The organism is Streptomyces gobitricini, assembly GCF_039532985.1.
GTDB classification, from domain to species: domain Bacteria; phylum Actinomycetota; class Actinomycetes; order Streptomycetales; family Streptomycetaceae; genus Streptomyces; species Streptomyces gobitricini.
The window spans coordinates 43,815-59,383 of the sequence record NZ_BAAASR010000010.1 but is presented as its reverse complement, the minus strand read 5'-3'; the positions used below and the strand labels follow the sequence as shown (position 1 = coordinate 59,383).

The window sequence follows — 15,569 nt, the reverse complement described above, 5'->3', positions numbered from 1 at the left end:
CCGTCTCAGGTACGGCCGCCGGCCGCGCCGGCGCGCCCGTAGCGGTCGGTCTCATGGAAGAAGCCGTCGACGACGTGCAGGTCACCGCCGGCGCGCACCATGTCGTACACGTGCTTGCCGACCGCGAGGTCGAGGACGCCGAGCCCGAACGGGGAGAAGACCACGGGCCGGTCCCCGGGCATCCGGACCTGTCCGGTCATCACGTCGTAGAGCGTTCCGTCGATGAAGTCCCGGTTGCCGGTGAGCTTCTCGGTCAGGTGCGGTGAGGTGTCGGCCTTCAGGCAGTGCTCGATGTCGTCGACCACGTTGGCCGAGGCGAGCAGCACCTCCGGGGCGAGGTCGCGCAGGGAGACGTTGAGGACGAGCGGGTTGTGGGTGAACCAGCCCGGGTCGGTGACGTGCGGGGCCGCGGCGATGGTCGCGAACACCACCAGGTCGGAGGAGCGCACCAGGTCCTCGGCGCTCTCGTGCACGGTGATCCGTCCACCGGTGCCGGTGCCCTCCACGTAACGGCGGAAGCCGGCGGCGTGCTCGGCCGACAGGTCGTGCACGCCCACGTCGTCGAACTCCCAGCCGGTCCGGGTGAGATAGGTGTGGATGTGCCGGGCGATGAGCCCGGTCCCGATGAAGCCCACCCGCGCCGGCCGGGCTCGGTCGCGGGAGAGCCGGTCGGCCGCCAGCGCCGCCGAGGCGGCGGTGCGGGCCGCGCTGATGATGGAGCTCTCCAGGCAGGCGAACGGGTAGCCCGTGTCGTAGTCGTTGAGCACCAGGACCGCGGAGGCGCGGGGGATGCCCCGGCCGACGTTCTGCGGGAAGCTGGATATCCACTTCAGCCCTTCGACCCGCGTATCGCCGCCGATCGACGCGGGCAGGGCGATGATGCGTGCGGAGGGACGGTCGGGGAAGCGCAGGAAGTACGAGGGCGGGTTGACCGTGTCGCCCTCGCCGTGCACCCGGTAGGCCGCTTCGACCAGGTCGACGGTGCCCTTCTCGTTGCCGGACAGCACACGGTCCACCTGTGCGCCGGGGATCACGGCGAACGGCGGGACATGGACTTGCTGTGTCATGCACAACTCCGTTGCAGTAGGCGGGCGACCCGTTGCCACCCCAGGGCGGAACGCCACTCGGCCGACGCCCGCCACCATTCGCGCGGCAATGTTGCCGCTTCCCGCTGACACACTGCTGACATCACGTCAATCGGGCCGGAGGCCTGCGATATTCGTCCAACGCTTAATGATCTGCCCTGGCCCGCCTGTTCTGCCTAGAGTCCTTCATCGGTGGCGCCACCCCGAGGAATCCACGGTCGGGCCGGTGCCATCGGCGACCGGAAATCCGGCCTTCCGGAACCGGAAGTCGTGGAGCTACCGACGGGAGTAAGCAGTGCTCAACAACGTAGTGATCGTGGGCGGCGGAACCGCGGGCTGGATGACGGCCTCCTATCTCAAGGCCGCGTTCGGTGACCGAATAAACATCACCCTCGTGGAATCGGGGAACATCGGCGCCGTCGGTGTCGGCGAGGCCACCTTCAGCGACATCCGGCACTTCTTCGAGTTCCTGGGACTCAAGGAGAAGGACTGGATGCCGGCCTGCAACGCCACGTACAAGCTCGCCGTCCGCTTCGAGAACTGGCGCGAGAAGGGGCACTACTTCTACCACCCCTTCGAGCAGATGCGGTCGGTCAACGGCTTCCCGCTCACCGACTGGTGGCTCAAGCAGGGCCCGACCGACCGGTTCGACAAGGACTGCTTCGTCATGGCCTCCGTCATCGACGCGGGCCTCAGCCCCCGCCACGCGGACGGCACCCTCATCGACCAGCCCTTCGACGAGGGCGCGGACGAGATGCAGGGCCTGACGATGTCCGAGCACCAGGGCAAGACGCAGTTCCCGTACGCCTACCAGTTCGAGGCGGCGCTGCTCGCCAAGTACCTGACGACCTACTCGGTGGAGCGCGGTGTCAGGCACATCGTCGACGACGTCCGCGCTGTCTCCCTGGACGACCGGGGCTGGATCACGGGGGTCCGCACCAGCGAGCACGGCGATCTCACCGGCGACCTGTTCATCGACTGCACCGGATTCCGCGGACTGCTGGTGAACCAGGCCCTGGAAGAGCCGTTCATCTCCTACCAGGACACCCTGCCCAATGACAGCGCGGTCGCCCTCCAGGTCCCGATGGACATGGAGCGCCGAGGCATTCTGCCGTGCACGACGGCGACCGCGCAGGACGCCGGCTGGATCTGGACGATTCCGCTGACGGGCCGAGTCGGCACCGGCTACGTGTACGCCAAGGATTACCTGTCCCCGGAAGACGCCGAGCGTACGCTCCGGGAATTCGTCGGCCCCGCAGCCGCCGATGTCGAGGCAAATCACATCCGTATGCGGATCGGCCGCAGCCGGAATTCCTGGGTGAAGAACTGCGTGGCCATCGGTCTTTCCAGCGGATTCGTCGAGCCGCTGGAATCGACCGGGATCTTCTTCATCCACCACGCCATCGAGCAGCTCGTCAAGAACTTCCCCGGTGCCGACTGGAATGCCACGCGCCGCGACCTCTACAACAGCGCCATTTCCCATGTCATGGACGGGGTGCGGGAGTTCCTGGTGCTGCACTACGTGGCGGCCAAGCGGAACGACACGCAGTACTGGCGGGACACCAAGACCCGGCAGATCCCCGATTCCCTGGCCGAGCGCATCGAGAAGTGGAAGGTCCAGCTCCCCGACTCGGAGACGGTCTACCCGTACTACCACGGCCTGCCGCCGTACTCGTACATGTGCATCCTGCTCGGGATGGGCGGCATCGAGCTCACGCCGTCGCCCGCGCTGGCCCTGGCCGACGGAAGCGCCGCCGAGCGGGAGTTCGAGCAGATCCGGGAGAAGACGCAGCGGCTGACCGAAGTGCTGCCCAAGGCGTACGAGTACTTCACCCGGATGCGCTGACCGGCCTACCGAGCCGATCGGGAAGGACCCCCACGCCATGGACGTCCTGGACCTACTGCTGCGGATCACGCACGCGGTGACGGCGCTCGCCGTCGTCCTGCTGCTCGCCGCCGCGGGCAGGTCGGCCGCCCGGCGGCTGCGTCAGCCGGAGGTCATCGGGGAGATCACGGTGGGCCTGCTGGTCGGGCCCGCCGTCATCGCCCTGTTCGGCAAGACCTTCCTCGACGCGGTGCTGCCGGGCCCCGTGTTCGACATCCTCACCCTCTTCGGCCAGGCCGGCCTGGTGCTGTTCCTGGTCGGTCTCACGCACAAGCTGCGGATCGGACCGGACCGCCCGCCGCGCCGCGCCATGGGCTGGGTGGCCGCCGGTTCCCTGGCGCTGCCGCTGCTCACCGGAGTGCTGCTGACCTGGTGGGTGACGCTCACCGGTGGCGCGGAGGTCCGCGGCAACGCCCCGCTGCCCGCCTTCCTCCTGATGGTGGCGGTGGCGATGTCGATCACCGCCGTGCCGGTGATGTCGCGGATCCTGGCGGACCGGGGCATGGGCGAGTCGGCGGCGGGCCGGCTCGCGCTGGCGTCGGCCATCGCCATCGACGTGGTCGGGTGGCTGCTGCTCACGGTCGCGATCAGTCTCGGCGCGGGCGACCTGGCGGGGACGCTGGACTCCGCGCGGGCGCTGCTGTTCGGGGCGGTGTGCGCGCTTGCGGTCCGGTACGGGCTGCGCTCCCGCGCGGCGCGCGGGGCCTTCGAGCGGCTGCCGAGGACCATGGCGGCCGCGCTCGGCGCCGCCGCGCTGGGTGTGGCGCTGGCCATGGAGCACCTGGGCATGACGGCCGTCCTCGGCGCGGCCCTGGTCGGTCTGGCGGTCCCCGGTGACGAGCGGGCGCCCTGGGCCCGCGCGGTGTCCACGGTGTCCCGGGCCGGCCGCGCCCTGACGCCCGCGTTCTTCGTGGTCACCGGCATCACGGTGCTGACCGGCGCGTTCTCCGCCGTGTCCTGGCCGCTGATCGCGGTGGCCGTGCTGCTCGGCTGCGCCGGCAAGGTGCTCGGCGGTTACGCCGGTGCCCGCCTCGGCGGCCTGCCGCGCGGCGCCGCGTGCCGGGTCGGCGTACTGGTCAACACCCGGGGCCTGACCGAACTGATCGTGCTCCAGGCCGGTTCGAGCGCCGGCATCCTGTCGGCGCCCCTGGTCCTTGCACTGGTGGTGATGGCCCTGGTGACGACCGCCATGACGGGCCCGCTGCTGAACGGGCTCGACCGCCGCGACGAGCGCCTCACCGGGCGCCTCACCGGGCGCACCCCGGGACCCCCTGCGGGACGCCTCCCCCAGCACCGTTCCGACCGCGAGAAGCTTCCCGTAGAGACAGAAAGCGGTACGCGATGACCGACCCCGCCATACGGACCTCGACCCCCACCGCCCCGACGGTGCCCGGACCGGCCACCCCCGACGGCTTCCGCGCCATGATGAGCGGTTTCCCCACCGGTGTCTGCGTGGTGACCACCACCGACCACGAGGGCGCGCCGCGCGGGATGACGTGCTCCTCGGTGTGCAGCGTGTCCCTCGATCCCCCCACGCTGCTGGTCTGCCTGCGGGACGGCAGTCCGACGCTGGAGGCGATCATGAAGAACGGCGTCTTCGCGGTCAACCTGCTCCACGAGGGCGCCCAGGAGGCCGCCGAGCTCTTCGCCTCGGGCAACCCGCGTCGCTTCGACCTCCTGCCGTGGGAGCAGACGCCGGACATGGCGGGCCCCCACCTGTCCCGGGACGCGCACACCGTCGCCGACTGCGATGTCGTCCTGACCCAGAAGATCGGCAGCCACGTCACCGTGTACGGCGCCGCGCGCCGGATCGTGGAGCGGCACGCCCATCCTCCACTGCTCTACGGGCTGCGGCAGTTCCGCTCCTGGTCCGCCATGTGACGGCCCGTCGTCCGCCAGGCGGCCCGGCCCCCGTCCGGGGGCCGGGCCTTCGCCGTACCCCGACATGAGAATGTCCTGCCTGACGTTTGACAGCCTTCCAAGGCATATGTAAGTCTCGACTTACATGCTTCCGGCGGTGAGAGGGCGTGGACCATGACGAGCGAGGAGCTGCTGGCTGTGCTCGCCGCCGTGGGCCACGCCCAACGCCTCCGGGTCATCGCGGAGATCGCCGGGGGGCGGATGTACGTCAGCGAGCTGGCCCGAAGCCTCGGGATGTCGCGGCCCCTGCTGTACATGCACCTGGATCGGCTGGAGAAGGCCGGTCTGGTCGTCGGCAGCCTGGAGCTGTCGACGAGCGGCAAGGCGCTGAAGTACTTCGAACTGGCGCCGTTCGACCTGCGTGTGAACGCCGAGACGATAGCCGCGGCCGTGGCGGCGGACGCGGAAGGCACAGTCAGTGACGTGAAGGGAACCCCCACATGACCGGCGCCGTCATCACGATCGCCATCATCCTGATCATCGCCGGTGGCAGCACGCTGAGTGTGATCGCCTACTTCCGGCTCCAGCGGCACCGCGCCGACGCCGTCGCCATGGCCTCCTACCGGAAACTCGCCGAGGAGGCGAGCGCCGGACAGGAGGCCCTGCGGCAGGAGTTGGGCGCGATCGAGGACCGGCTCAAGGCGATCGAGACCCTGCTGCGGAGCGTGGGATGACCCCGCGCGGCGCCCCGGACGGGCCATCGCCCAGCGCCGTGCCCATACCCTCCCTCGTCGCCTCCCTCGCCGCCTCGCTCCTGCCCGCCCGCCGGCTGCCGCGGCACGGCAACCCGCTGCGCATGCTGCTGTCCCCCGCCCCCTGGCGCGCGACCGGGTATCTCGCCGGGTACGTCGTGGCCGGCAGCGCCTTCTTCGCGGTGGCGACCGCCGCCGTCCTCGTGGGCATCGTCTTCAGCCAGCTCACCGTGACCCTGGCGCTCACCGTCGGCTCCGTGTGGGTGGTCCGGTGCTGCGCCCAGGTCGAGCGCGGCCGGGCCCTCCTGATCGACGTGCCGATCCCGTACGCCTATCAGGAGGTCACCGAAGCGGGCTTCGTCGGGCATCTCAAGGCCCGCTGCACGGATCCCGTCTTCTACCGCGACTGCTGCTACCTGATCCTGCTCCACCCCTTCCTGCTGCTCCTGGACGCCCTCACGCTGGCCATCTGGCTGCCGCTGCTGGCCGGTGTGTCGCTGCCCCTGTGGTTCTGGGCCGTCGACTGCCGGCAGGCGGACGGGAGCTTCGCGGACGGCGTGCGGCTCGGCCGGTCGGACGGCACGGGGCCGGGGATCTGGATCGACACCTGGCCGGCCGCACTCATCGCCTCGGCCGCCTTCCTGGTCCTGGCCATGTACGCCTCGTACGCCGTGGTGGCGGCCGCCCGGCTCCATCTGACCGTCGCCCACACCCTGCTCCGCCCGCCGCCGGACCCGCTCGCCGAGGCCAAGCACGTGCTCGCCGCGCCCGGCCCGCTCTCGCCCACCCCACCACGCCCGGTCACCGGGCCCACCGCACACGGAGGACACCGCACATGAACGGGACACCGAGCCCGCACGGTCACGAGGGTTACGACGTCGTCAGGCTCGACTCCGTACGCAAGGTGTACGGCGGCTCGAAGAACCGGGTGGCCGCGCTCGACGGTGTGACCATCGGCTTACCCCGCGGCAGCTTCACGGCCGTCATGGGCCCCTCCGGCTCCGGCAAGAGCACCTTCCTGCACTGCGCGGCCGGGCTCGACCGGCCCACGTCGGGCACCGTGCTGCTCGACGGCGTGGACCTCGCGCCGCTGGGCGAGAAGGAGCTGACGAAGCTCCGCCGGGAGCGCATCGGCTTCATCTTCCAGGCGTTCAACCTGCTCCCCGCCCTGAGCGTCGTCGACAACGTCACCCTGCCGCTCCGCCTCGCCGGCCGCCGGCCCAAGCGGGCCGAGGTCGACGAGGTCATCGAGCGGGTCGGCCTGTCGGACCGGCGGGGCAACCGCCCCGGTGAGCTCTCCGGCGGCCAGCAGCAGCGCGTCGCGATCGCCCGGGCGCTCGTCACCAAGCCGGCCGTCATCTTCGGTGACGAGCCGACCGGCGCCCTGGACACGTACACCGCGCGCGAGGTGCTCACGCTGCTGCGCGAGGCCGTCCAGTGGGCCGGGCAGACCATCGTGATGGTCACCCACGACCCGATGGCCGCCGCGCACGCGGACCGTGTCCTCTTCCTGGCCGACGGCCGGATCGTCAGCGCCCTGGACCGGCCCACCGCCGACCAGGTCGCGGAGCGGATGACGCACCTCGGCGCCTGGGGCAACGCGCCCGCCGCCGCCCCGAGCGCCTCGCACGGGCGGGGTGACCGGCGATGATGGGGCTCGCGCTCAAGACCCTGCGGTTCCACAAGGGCGGTTTCATCGCGACGTTCATCGCGCTGTTCTTCGGCGCCGCGATCGTCGTGGGGTGCGGCGGCCTCTTCGAGACGGGGCTGCACAAGGCCGCCCCGCCCGAGCGCCTCGCCGCCGCCCAGGTCGTCGTCACCGGCGACCAGCGCTACCCCGGCACCAAGCGAGACATGTTCCCCGAGCGCATCCGCGTCGACACCGCGCTGGTGGACCGGATCAAGGCGGTACCGGGCGTCACCGACGCGGTCACGGACGTCTCGTTCCCGGCCGCCGTGCTGGCCGGCGAGCGGGCCGGGGCGCAGCTGACCGGTCACGGCTGGTCGTCCGCCAAGCTGGCCCCGTACCGCGTCGACCAGGGCAGGGCGCCGTCGGCCGCCCATGAGGTCGCCCTGGACGCGCGGTTCGCCGGCCGAAGCGGCGTACGCGTCGGCCAGGAGCTGCGACTGGCGCTGCGCGGCACGGCCGAGAGCTACCGCGTCACCGCGCTGGTCTCCGGCCCCGGCGACCCGGCGACGGTCTTCCTGACCGACGCCGAGGCCGCGGCGGCCACCGGCCGGCCCGGCCAGGCCGACTCCATCGGCGTGTTCACAGCGCCGGGGACCGCCCTGGGCCCGGTCGAGCAGGCCATCGAGAAGGCCGTGGCGGGCACCGGGGAGACGGACGGCACCGCGCCGGCGCAGGTGCTGTCCGGCGACGAGCGCGGCTGGGCCGAGAACCCCGACGTCATCGGCGAGGGCAGCAAACTCGTCACCCTCGCCTCCGTCTTCGGCGGTCTGTCCGCCGCCGTCACCGTCTTCGTCGTCTCCAGCACGGTGGGCCTCTCGCTCAACCAGCGCCAGCGGGAGACCGCGCTGCTGCGGGCGATCGGCGCCACCCCCGCCCAGCTGCGGCGGATGGTGCTGGGCGAGACGCTGTTCATCGCGGTGTTCGCGACCGCGCTCGCCTGCTTCCCGGGGCCGATGATCGGCCGGTGGCTGCTGGACGCGTTCGCCGCCGCCGGAGTCGTCCCCGAGACGATCGCCTTCCGCGCGGGCTTCGTGCCGATGGCCGTCGGCGTGGCGACGGCGCTGCTCACGGCGCTCGGCGCGGCGTTCCTGGGCGCACGGGCCGCGACCCGCACCCGCCCGACCGAGGCGCTGGCCGAGGCCTCCCTCCAGCGCCGGTGGTTCAGCAAGTCCCGGCTCTTCTTCGCGCTGCTCTTCCTCGGTGGCGGCACCGCGCTGGCCCTGGTGACCGCGAACATGGACGGCCCGTCGGCGGGCTCCACGGCGACCCCGGCGGCGATGCTGTGGACGGCCGGTTTCGGCCTGCTCGGCCCCGGCCTGGCCAAGGCGATCACGGCGGTGCTGCGCGGACCGCTGCGCGCCTTCACGGGCCTCGCCGGCTCACTCGCCTCGCTCAACGCCAAGGCGCGCACGAGCCGGTTCGCGGGCGCGGTGATGCCCGTCATGCTCGCCAGCGGCCTGGCCATGTCGCTGATCTACCTCCAGACCACCCAGTCCAGCGGCGCCGAGCGGGCGTTCGAGGAGAACCTCCGGGCCGACCTGGTCGTCACCTCCGCCAGTGGCGGCCTGCCGCTGGACCTGGTCGAGACCGTCGGCCGGCAGCCCGGTGTCGAGGCGGCCTCCGCCCAGGTCTCCACGCTCGGCTACATCGACCCTCCCGCCCCGCGGAAGCCGGCGCCCGGCAGCGAGGACGCGGACGACGAGCCCGACGAGCCGGAGCCCACCGAGGTGCCCATGCAGGGCGTCACCCCGGCCGGCCTGGAGCGGACGACCGCGTACCGCGCCTCCAGCGGCAGCCTCACCGAGCTCACCGGCGACACCGTCGCCCTGCCGACGACGCTCGCCAAGGCGTCCGGCTACGCGCTGGGTGACAAGGTACCGATGCGGCTGGGCGACGGCACCGCCGTCGGCCTCACCCTGGTCGCCACACTCGACGGGCGGCGCGGCTACGAGACGGCGTTGCTGCCCGCCGCCCTCCTGGTGCCGCACACCGACTCCGGCCTCCTGCCCCAGATCATGGTGAAGGCCGAACCGGGGACGGACCACGCCGAGTTGGCCGGGACGCTGTCCGCGCTGGCCGCCGATCACCCCGGGCTGCGAGTCGCCGACCGCGAGGCGCTCGCCGTCGTCCAGGCGGAGGCGGACGAGACACAGACGTGGATGTCCTACCTGCTGCTCGGCATGGTGGTGGGGTACGCGACGATCGCCCTGGTGAACACCCAGGTGATCTCCACGACCGAGCGGCGGAGGGAGTTCATGCTCCAGCGGCTCATCGGCTCCACGCGCCGCCAGGTGATGCAGATGATGACGGTCGAGGCGTTCCTGGTGGCCGCCGCCGGCATCGTGCTGGGCGTGCTGGTCGCCGCGCTGACCCTGGTGCCGCTGAGCATCAGTGTGTTGGGCTCGCCGGTGCCGGACGGCTCCCCGTGGATCTTCGCCGCGGTGGTCGCCGCCGCGCTCGGCCTGACCCTCGCCACCACCCTGCTGTCGGCCAGGCTGGTCCTGCGCGGCAAGCCCGGCGAGATGGCGGGCGTACGCGAGTAGGGAACGGGCGCGCGCAGAAGCCCCGGTACGCTGCCCGTACCGGGGCTTCGCCTGTGGGGCGTGGAAGGTTACGAGGCGCGCCGCTGCTGGGGGATGGTCTCCAGGGCCGACCGCCCCCGCGGGCGGACGACGCTCTGGGGCGGCAGGGAACGGACGGCCCGGCCGTCGAGGAGTGCGACACCCAGCGGGGTCACCGTGTGCAGCACGGTGTTGCGGATGCGGCGGGTGGTGATGAGACCTGTTTCGCGCAGTACCGCGGTGTGCTGGCTCGCGCCCGCCGCGGAGATGCCGAGCTGGTCGGCGAGTTGACTGGTGGTGCAGGTGGCGCGCAGCACGCGCAGCGCGGCTGCCCGCGTCTGGCCCACCAGGGCGCCGAGCGACTGCGCCCGGCCGTCGGGCTCCTCCCACAGCGCGGCGGCGCGCGCGGCGTCGGGCGGTGCGGCGAACGCCAGGACCACCTGTCCGTTCTCCGCCGTGGCCGCCATCAGCCGGCCGGGCCGGTGGTTGAGGAACACCGACGGCGTGAGCACCAGGCCCCGCCCGTCGAGGTGGATGTCCTCGTCGGGCCCGCCGGGGATCTCCAGGACCGGCGCACGCCAGGACGTCCGGGGGTGCAGAGTGGCCAGCAGCTGTTCCACTCCCCCGGCCATCACGATCCTGCCGCGTGCTTCGCACTCGGCCTCCAGGTACGCGCGCAACTGGTCCCAGTACGGGGCCACCGCCGCCCGCCAGACCTCCGACAGTTCGGTGGACGCCTGCTGGACGGCGTACGGCTCGCCGTACTCCTCGCCGTACCTCTCGGCGTACTGCTCCGCGTGCGCGATGAGCGCTTCGGGGACGAGGGCGGCGCCGCCGTGCGAGGGCGGCGACGACCATCGGGGCAGCCGTTTGCCGACCTGGCTGCGCCACCGCGCGTAGGGCGCGCCGACACTGCGGCCGAGGAGGCCGACCGCGAAGGCGGTCTCCACGAGCGGCCCCACGGTGGGCCGCAGCCGGGTTCTGGCGAGGTCGGCGGCTTCGAAGTGGATTCTCTGCATGGTGGCCCCCGTAGTCCCGCGCGGGCGCGGGAGAAGTGAAGAGAAGAAGACGCGGAGAAACGTTCAGGCAGAACGGCCGGTGAGAGAGACGAAGACATCGTCGAGCGTCGGCCGCCGCAGTGCGAAGTCGGCGACCTCCACGTTCTCCCGGCGCAGCGCGGCGGCCGCCGTGGCGATGCTGTCCATGTTGTCCATCCCCTCGCCGACGGCGATGGAGACGACTCCCTTGTCACGGTCCACCACCGGCTCCACCGCGGTCACCCGCCGCAGCGCCGACACCGCCGCCGGCACACCGTCGGGGCGCGCGACAACGATTTCCAACCGCTCGTCGCCGACCTTTCGCTTGAGCTCGTTCGGCGTGCCGTCGGCGATCACCCGGCCCGCGTCGACGACCACGATCCGGTCGGCGAGGTAGTCGGCCTCCTCCAGGTACTGCGTGGTCAGCAGCACGGTGACGCCGTCGGTGACGAGCTCCCGCACCGCCGACCACAGGGCCATCCGGCTCACCGGGTCCAGACCGGTGGTGGGCTCGTCGAGGAAGAGCACCGAGGGCCGCGCGACCAGGCACGCCGCCAGGTCCAGCCGCCTCCGCATACCGCCCGAGTAGGTGCGGACCGGCCGGTCGCCCGCGCCCGTCAGGTCGAACCGGTCGAGCAGCCGCGCCGCCCGCTCCCGCGCGGCACGCCTGCCCAGGTGCAGCAGCGTGCCGATCAGCACCAGGTTCTCGCGCCCGGTGAGGAGTTCGTCCACGGCCGCGTACTGGCCCGCCAGGCCGATCCGCCGGCGCACCTCGTGCGGCCGGCGCACCACGTCGTAGCCCGCGACCTCGGCCCGGCCGCCGTCGGGCACGAGCAGCGTCGCCAGCGTACGCACCGTGGTCGTCTTGCCGGCGCCGTTCGGCCCGAGCAGACCGAGCACCGTACCGGCCGGCACGGCGAGGTCGACCCCGCGCAGCGCCTGGGTCCCCCGGTACTCCTTACGCAGGCCCTCCGCCTGAATCGCCATGTCCACGTGTCGCTCCTCCGGCCTCCTGACGAACCGACGGTCTGTCAAGAAGCTTCGGGGGCACTGGTCCCGCGCAGGCTGAGAGGGCGCATGTCCGTCCAGTTCTCCTCGACGTACGCGAGCGCCGCGTCGCGCGGGCTCTCGTCGAGGGCGATGGTCCAGCCGTCCGGCCGCTGCGCGAAGGCCGGCCACAAGGAGTGCTGGCCCTCGCCGTTCACGAGTACGAGGAACGTTCCGTCCTGGTCGTCAAAGGGGTTCGACACGTCGCCCACTCACTCCCGTATCCGAGTCGTATGTCGCACGCGTCGTATGCACGACGCATCCTCATGCTGTCGAATGCCACTGACACGACACTGACCGACCTCTGATACGGCGTGCGGTCACCGCGTCAGGCGCTCCAGCCGGCGCCGGGTGGCGGCGACATCGCACTTGCCGTTGGAGTTGAACACGATCTCGGGGACGACGTGCACCTCGTTGGGTACGAGGCCCGAGGGCAGCGCCCCGGCGAGCGCCTCGCGCAGCGTCCCGGCCAGCGCACCGGCGTCGGTGTGCGCGGGGTCCGTGGCGCGGACGAACAGCTCCAGGCTGTCGACGGGCCCGCGCACGACGTCGAAGGCCGCGTCGGCGACACCCGGCACGGACAGCACATGGTGACGCAGCTCGCCCAGCTCCACACGGTAGCCGTTGACCTTCCACTGGTCGTCGCGGCGCCCCAGGTGCAGCAGGAGCCGCTCGGGCAGCAGCTCGGCCATGTCGCCGGTACGGTACGCCGGCCCCGGCGCGCCACCGAGCTCCCGCTCGTCGACGAACCGGTCGCCCGCGCCCGCGCCGCCCAGGTAACCGGCGGCGACGGCGCGCCCGGCGATCACCAGTTCCCCCGGCCGGCCGGGCGGCAGCGGTCGCAGGTCCTCGTCCACCACGTAGGCGCGGGTGTTCCAGGCGGGTACGCCGATGGGCACGGTCGGCGTACCGGGCAGGGCGGTGTTGTCGAACCGGTGGGCGCAGCAGCCGATCGTGGTCTCGGTGGGACCGTAGTGGTTGACGAGCCGTACCCCGTCGAGCCTCCGGCCCAGGGAGGTGATGAGCGCCGGGTCGAGCGCCTCGCCCCCGAACATCAGCAGCCGGGTCGCCCGGTCGTAGCGGGGCGGCTCGGCGAGTGCCTCGAAGAACCGGGCGTGGGACGGGGTGAGCTTGACGAAGGTGTACGGGTCCGGCCGGTCCACCCCGGCGCCGAACAACGTGGCCTGGTCCCACAGCCCCGGCACGGTGACGACTCGCGAGCCCTGGGCCAGGGGGACCCACAGGGAGGTCATCGCCAGGTCGTAGCCGAGGCTGGCGAACAGCGGGCTGCCGTTCCCGTCCGACCCGACGAGGGACCCGCACCAGGACACGTAGTTGACGAGCGCCGCGTGCGGGACCATGACGCCCTTGGGGGTGCCGGTCGAGCCCGAGGTGAACACCACGTACGCGATGTCCTCGCCGCGCGGCAGCTCGCGCTCCGGCGGCGTGCGGACGTCCGCGATCTCCGCCTCCGCCACGTCGATGACGGGCACGTCGAGGGCGGGGCGCGGGCCCGTGGCCATCGGCCCGTCGTGCACCAGGGCGGCCGGCCGGGCGCCCGCGAGCACCGTGCCGACGCGTTCGGCCGGGTGGGTCGGGTCGATGGGCACGTAGGCGGCGCGCAGCGACATGACGGCGAGCGCGGCGGCGATCACCCCGGCGGACCGGTCGGCCCACACGGCCACCCGGTCGCCGGGTCCCACCCCCGCCTCCTCCAGTACGGCGGCCACGACGAGGCTCCGGTGCCACAGCCGCCGGTAGGTCCAGGACGTGCCACCGGACCGGACGGCCACGGCGTCCGGCCGCAGCCGCGCGTGCGCCCGGACGATCCGTACGATCGAGTCCGCTTCTATGTCGCGCACCTCACCGGAGAGCATTCCGGGGTGCGCCGCTGACGAGACCATCGCTGCTCCTGATGTCGGCTGTCGGGCCGGGCGCGGGCGCACCGGCGCCCGGGCCCGGTGAGGTGATGAACCGTCGGGTCGAGAGGCCGTCAGGTCAGGGCGACACGGCTGACCATGTCTCCCATGGCCACGATGATCTTCCGCTCGCCCTCGAAGGGGTCACGGCCGTGCGAGACGAGCATGTTGTCGATGACCGCCACATCGCCCCGCTCCCAGGGGAACCGCTGGGCCAGTGAGTCGTAGAGCGAGCGCAGCAGCCCGACCGTGGCGTCGTCGATCCGGGAACCGTCGCCGAAGGACGCGCTGCGCGGGTACGCGGTCTCGTCGTCGCCGAACAGCGAGCTCATCACCTCCCGGACGGATGGCTCCAGGCAGGCCGTGTGGTGCAGGAAGAGCTGGTTGAAGAAGACCTGTTCACCGGTCCCGGGGTGCTGGACGACGGCCGGCGCGTTCTGCACCGTCCGCAGGACGCCGTCGGGCAGCCATTGGCACTCCACGCCCTGGGCGCGGCAGCGCTCCTCCACCTCGCCCCGGTCACTGGTGCCGAACATCTGCTCCCAGCCGACGTCGAGCCCGGGGATGAAGTTGCGTACGTAGCGGATGCCGAGCGTCTCGAATCGGCCGCGCAGCTCCTCCGGGAGGGCCGCCCACACCTTGCGGCCGTCGACGATCGGCGTCGCACCGCCCTTCCTCGACGGCTGGATGCAGCAGAAGAACTGGCGGCTGGGCCACTGCGGCATGTGGGAGCTCTCGTGGTGGAACAGGATCGACTGCTGGGCGGGGTACGGCGTCGACTTGTAGACGCGGTCGGCGTCCTTCTCGTGCGGAAGGTCGCCGTAGTCGCCGTACAGCCTGTTCACCAGGGCGGCGGCCACCGCCTCGAACGCGTCGGCGTCCGCGACGCCGAAGCCGCGGAGAACGACCGCCCCGTGGGTGAGGAGCAGTCCGTCGATGGCCGGGCGGTGCTCCGCCGCCCACTCCATCGCGTCGAGGTCCGGTGTCTCGCACCGGAGCAGCGGAGGATAGATCTCGTCATTGAATGAGACGCCAGGACCGAACATTCCCGACCATCCCTTCCTCTCGTGGTCGCAGACACCGGCCGCGCCTCGTCCGAGGCCGCTTCGGTCTGCCCGACGGAGTGATGCCGCCGGGAGCCCGGCGGCACCATGGGACGTGTTCGGCTTCTGGTCGTGCGTCAACAGGCTTGGCGCCGTGCTCAGCAGGAACAGGCACGAGTCTAGGAACGCCCGCGGAGGCCGGCCATGCTCTTAAGTTCCCGGCGAAAATCGCAGGTCAGCCCGGCCCCCAACCCAGGCCCGGGCGCCCCGGGCCCGAGCCGCCCGGGCACCCGACTGATACACGGACCCGGTCCAGGCGGCTCGGGTGCAAGCCGCTCGGGTGCCCGAGCTCGTACCCGGCGGCTCGGGGCCGGGCTCGGACCCGGCTCAAGTCCGGGCCCGGGTGCCTTGGCTCGGGGGCGGGCCGCTCGGGTGCCCTCGGGGCCTGGCCGCTCGGGTGCCCGGATCGGGCGTCCGCTACGTACGCGGCCCGGGTGCGCGGCTCGTGCCGGTCCTGCTCCGGACCCGGTACCCGGCTCGGGTGCCCGGCTGGTACCCGGGGCCTGGTCCGGGCGGCTCGGCTCGGGACCGGGTGCCTGGCTCGGGTGCGGCGGCTCGGCTCGGACCCGGACCGGGTGCGGCCAGGAGGCGCCGGGCAGCGCGCCGGTGTTGTGTGCCGGGCCGGAGGGC

General features: G+C 72.2%; 14 protein-coding genes. 8 read left to right on the top strand and 6 right to left on the bottom strand.

Going from position 1 to position 15,569, the window contains the following annotated elements; genetic code table 11:
• Positions 1–5: 5 nt before the first annotated feature.
• Positions 6–1,067, bottom strand: a complete 1,062-nt coding sequence (gene sbnB / locus ABD347_RS09120; RefSeq protein WP_344358778.1) for a 2,3-diaminopropionate biosynthesis protein SbnB — start codon at positions 1,065–1,067, stop codon at positions 6–8.
• Positions 1,068–1,380: 313 nt separating this feature from the next.
• On the opposite strand from sbnB, the gene ABD347_RS09115 reads away from it, so the two are divergent.
• The 8 genes from ABD347_RS09115 (at position 1,381) to ABD347_RS09080 (ending at position 9,815) form a co-directional block, all read left to right on the top strand.
• Positions 1,381–2,931, top strand: coding sequence for a tryptophan halogenase family protein (locus tag ABD347_RS09115; protein WP_344358775.1), 1,551 nt, complete (start codon positions 1,381–1,383; stop codon positions 2,929–2,931).
• Positions 2,932–2,968: 37 nt separating this feature from the next.
• Positions 2,969–4,315, top strand: coding sequence for a cation:proton antiporter (locus tag ABD347_RS09110; protein WP_344358772.1), 1,347 nt, complete (start codon positions 2,969–2,971; stop codon positions 4,313–4,315).
• Positions 4,312–4,851 carry a flavin reductase family protein gene (locus ABD347_RS09105; protein ID WP_344358769.1) on the top strand — a complete coding sequence of 180 codons (540 nt, stop codon included), beginning with the start codon at positions 4,312–4,314 and terminating at the stop codon, positions 4,849–4,851. The genes ABD347_RS09110 and ABD347_RS09105 overlap by 4 nt, the downstream gene beginning before the upstream one ends.
• 153 nt (positions 4,852–5,004) lie before the next feature.
• A complete protein-coding gene (locus ABD347_RS09100) occupies positions 5,005–5,334 on the top strand; it encodes an ArsR/SmtB family transcription factor (RefSeq protein WP_344358768.1) in 330 nt (109 codons plus the stop codon).
• Positions 5,331–5,564, top strand: a complete 234-nt coding sequence (locus ABD347_RS09095) for a hypothetical protein (RefSeq protein ID WP_344358765.1) — start codon at positions 5,331–5,333, stop codon at positions 5,562–5,564. Before ABD347_RS09100 ends, ABD347_RS09095 begins: the two co-directional genes overlap by 4 nt.
• A 38-nt stretch (positions 5,565–5,602) precedes the next feature.
• Entirely contained in the window at positions 5,603–6,421 is an 819-nt protein-coding gene (locus ABD347_RS09090; RefSeq protein ID WP_344358762.1) for a sensor domain-containing protein, read from the top strand.
• Positions 6,418–7,233 (top strand): ABC transporter ATP-binding protein, encoded by an 816-nt coding sequence (locus ABD347_RS09085; RefSeq protein WP_344358759.1) that lies wholly within the window; start codon positions 6,418–6,420, stop codon positions 7,231–7,233. Before ABD347_RS09090 ends, ABD347_RS09085 begins: the two co-directional genes overlap by 4 nt.
• Entirely contained in the window at positions 7,230–9,815 is a 2,586-nt protein-coding gene (locus tag ABD347_RS09080; RefSeq protein ID WP_344358756.1) for an FtsX-like permease family protein, read from the top strand. Before ABD347_RS09085 ends, ABD347_RS09080 begins: the two co-directional genes overlap by 4 nt.
• A 68-nt stretch (positions 9,816–9,883) precedes the next feature.
• On the opposite strand, the gene ABD347_RS09075 is transcribed toward ABD347_RS09080, so the two are convergent.
• The 5 genes from ABD347_RS09075 to ABD347_RS09055 form a co-directional block, all read right to left on the bottom strand.
• A complete protein-coding gene (locus ABD347_RS09075) occupies positions 9,884–10,852 on the bottom strand; it encodes an ArsR/SmtB family transcription factor (protein WP_344358754.1) in 969 nt (322 codons plus the stop codon).
• 63 nt (positions 10,853–10,915) lie between these two features.
• On the bottom strand, positions 10,916–11,863 hold the full coding sequence (locus ABD347_RS09070; protein ID WP_425575608.1) for an ATP-binding cassette domain-containing protein: 948 nt from the start codon (positions 11,861–11,863) through the stop codon (positions 10,916–10,918).
• 38 nt (positions 11,864–11,901) lie between these two features.
• Positions 11,902–12,120 (bottom strand): MbtH family protein, encoded by a 219-nt coding sequence (locus ABD347_RS09065; RefSeq protein WP_344358751.1) that lies wholly within the window; start codon positions 12,118–12,120, stop codon positions 11,902–11,904.
• Between the two features lie 117 nt (positions 12,121–12,237).
• The gene (locus tag ABD347_RS09060) at positions 12,238–13,821 is read right to left on the bottom strand and encodes an amino acid adenylation domain-containing protein (RefSeq protein WP_344358749.1); all 1,584 of its coding nucleotides are present in this window, start codon (positions 13,819–13,821) and stop codon (positions 12,238–12,240) included.
• A gap of 89 nt (positions 13,822–13,910) precedes the next feature.
• On the bottom strand, positions 13,911–14,882 hold the full coding sequence (locus ABD347_RS09055; RefSeq protein WP_344358746.1) for a TauD/TfdA family dioxygenase: 972 nt from the start codon (positions 14,880–14,882) through the stop codon (positions 13,911–13,913).
• Positions 14,883–15,569: the final 687 nt, after the last annotated feature.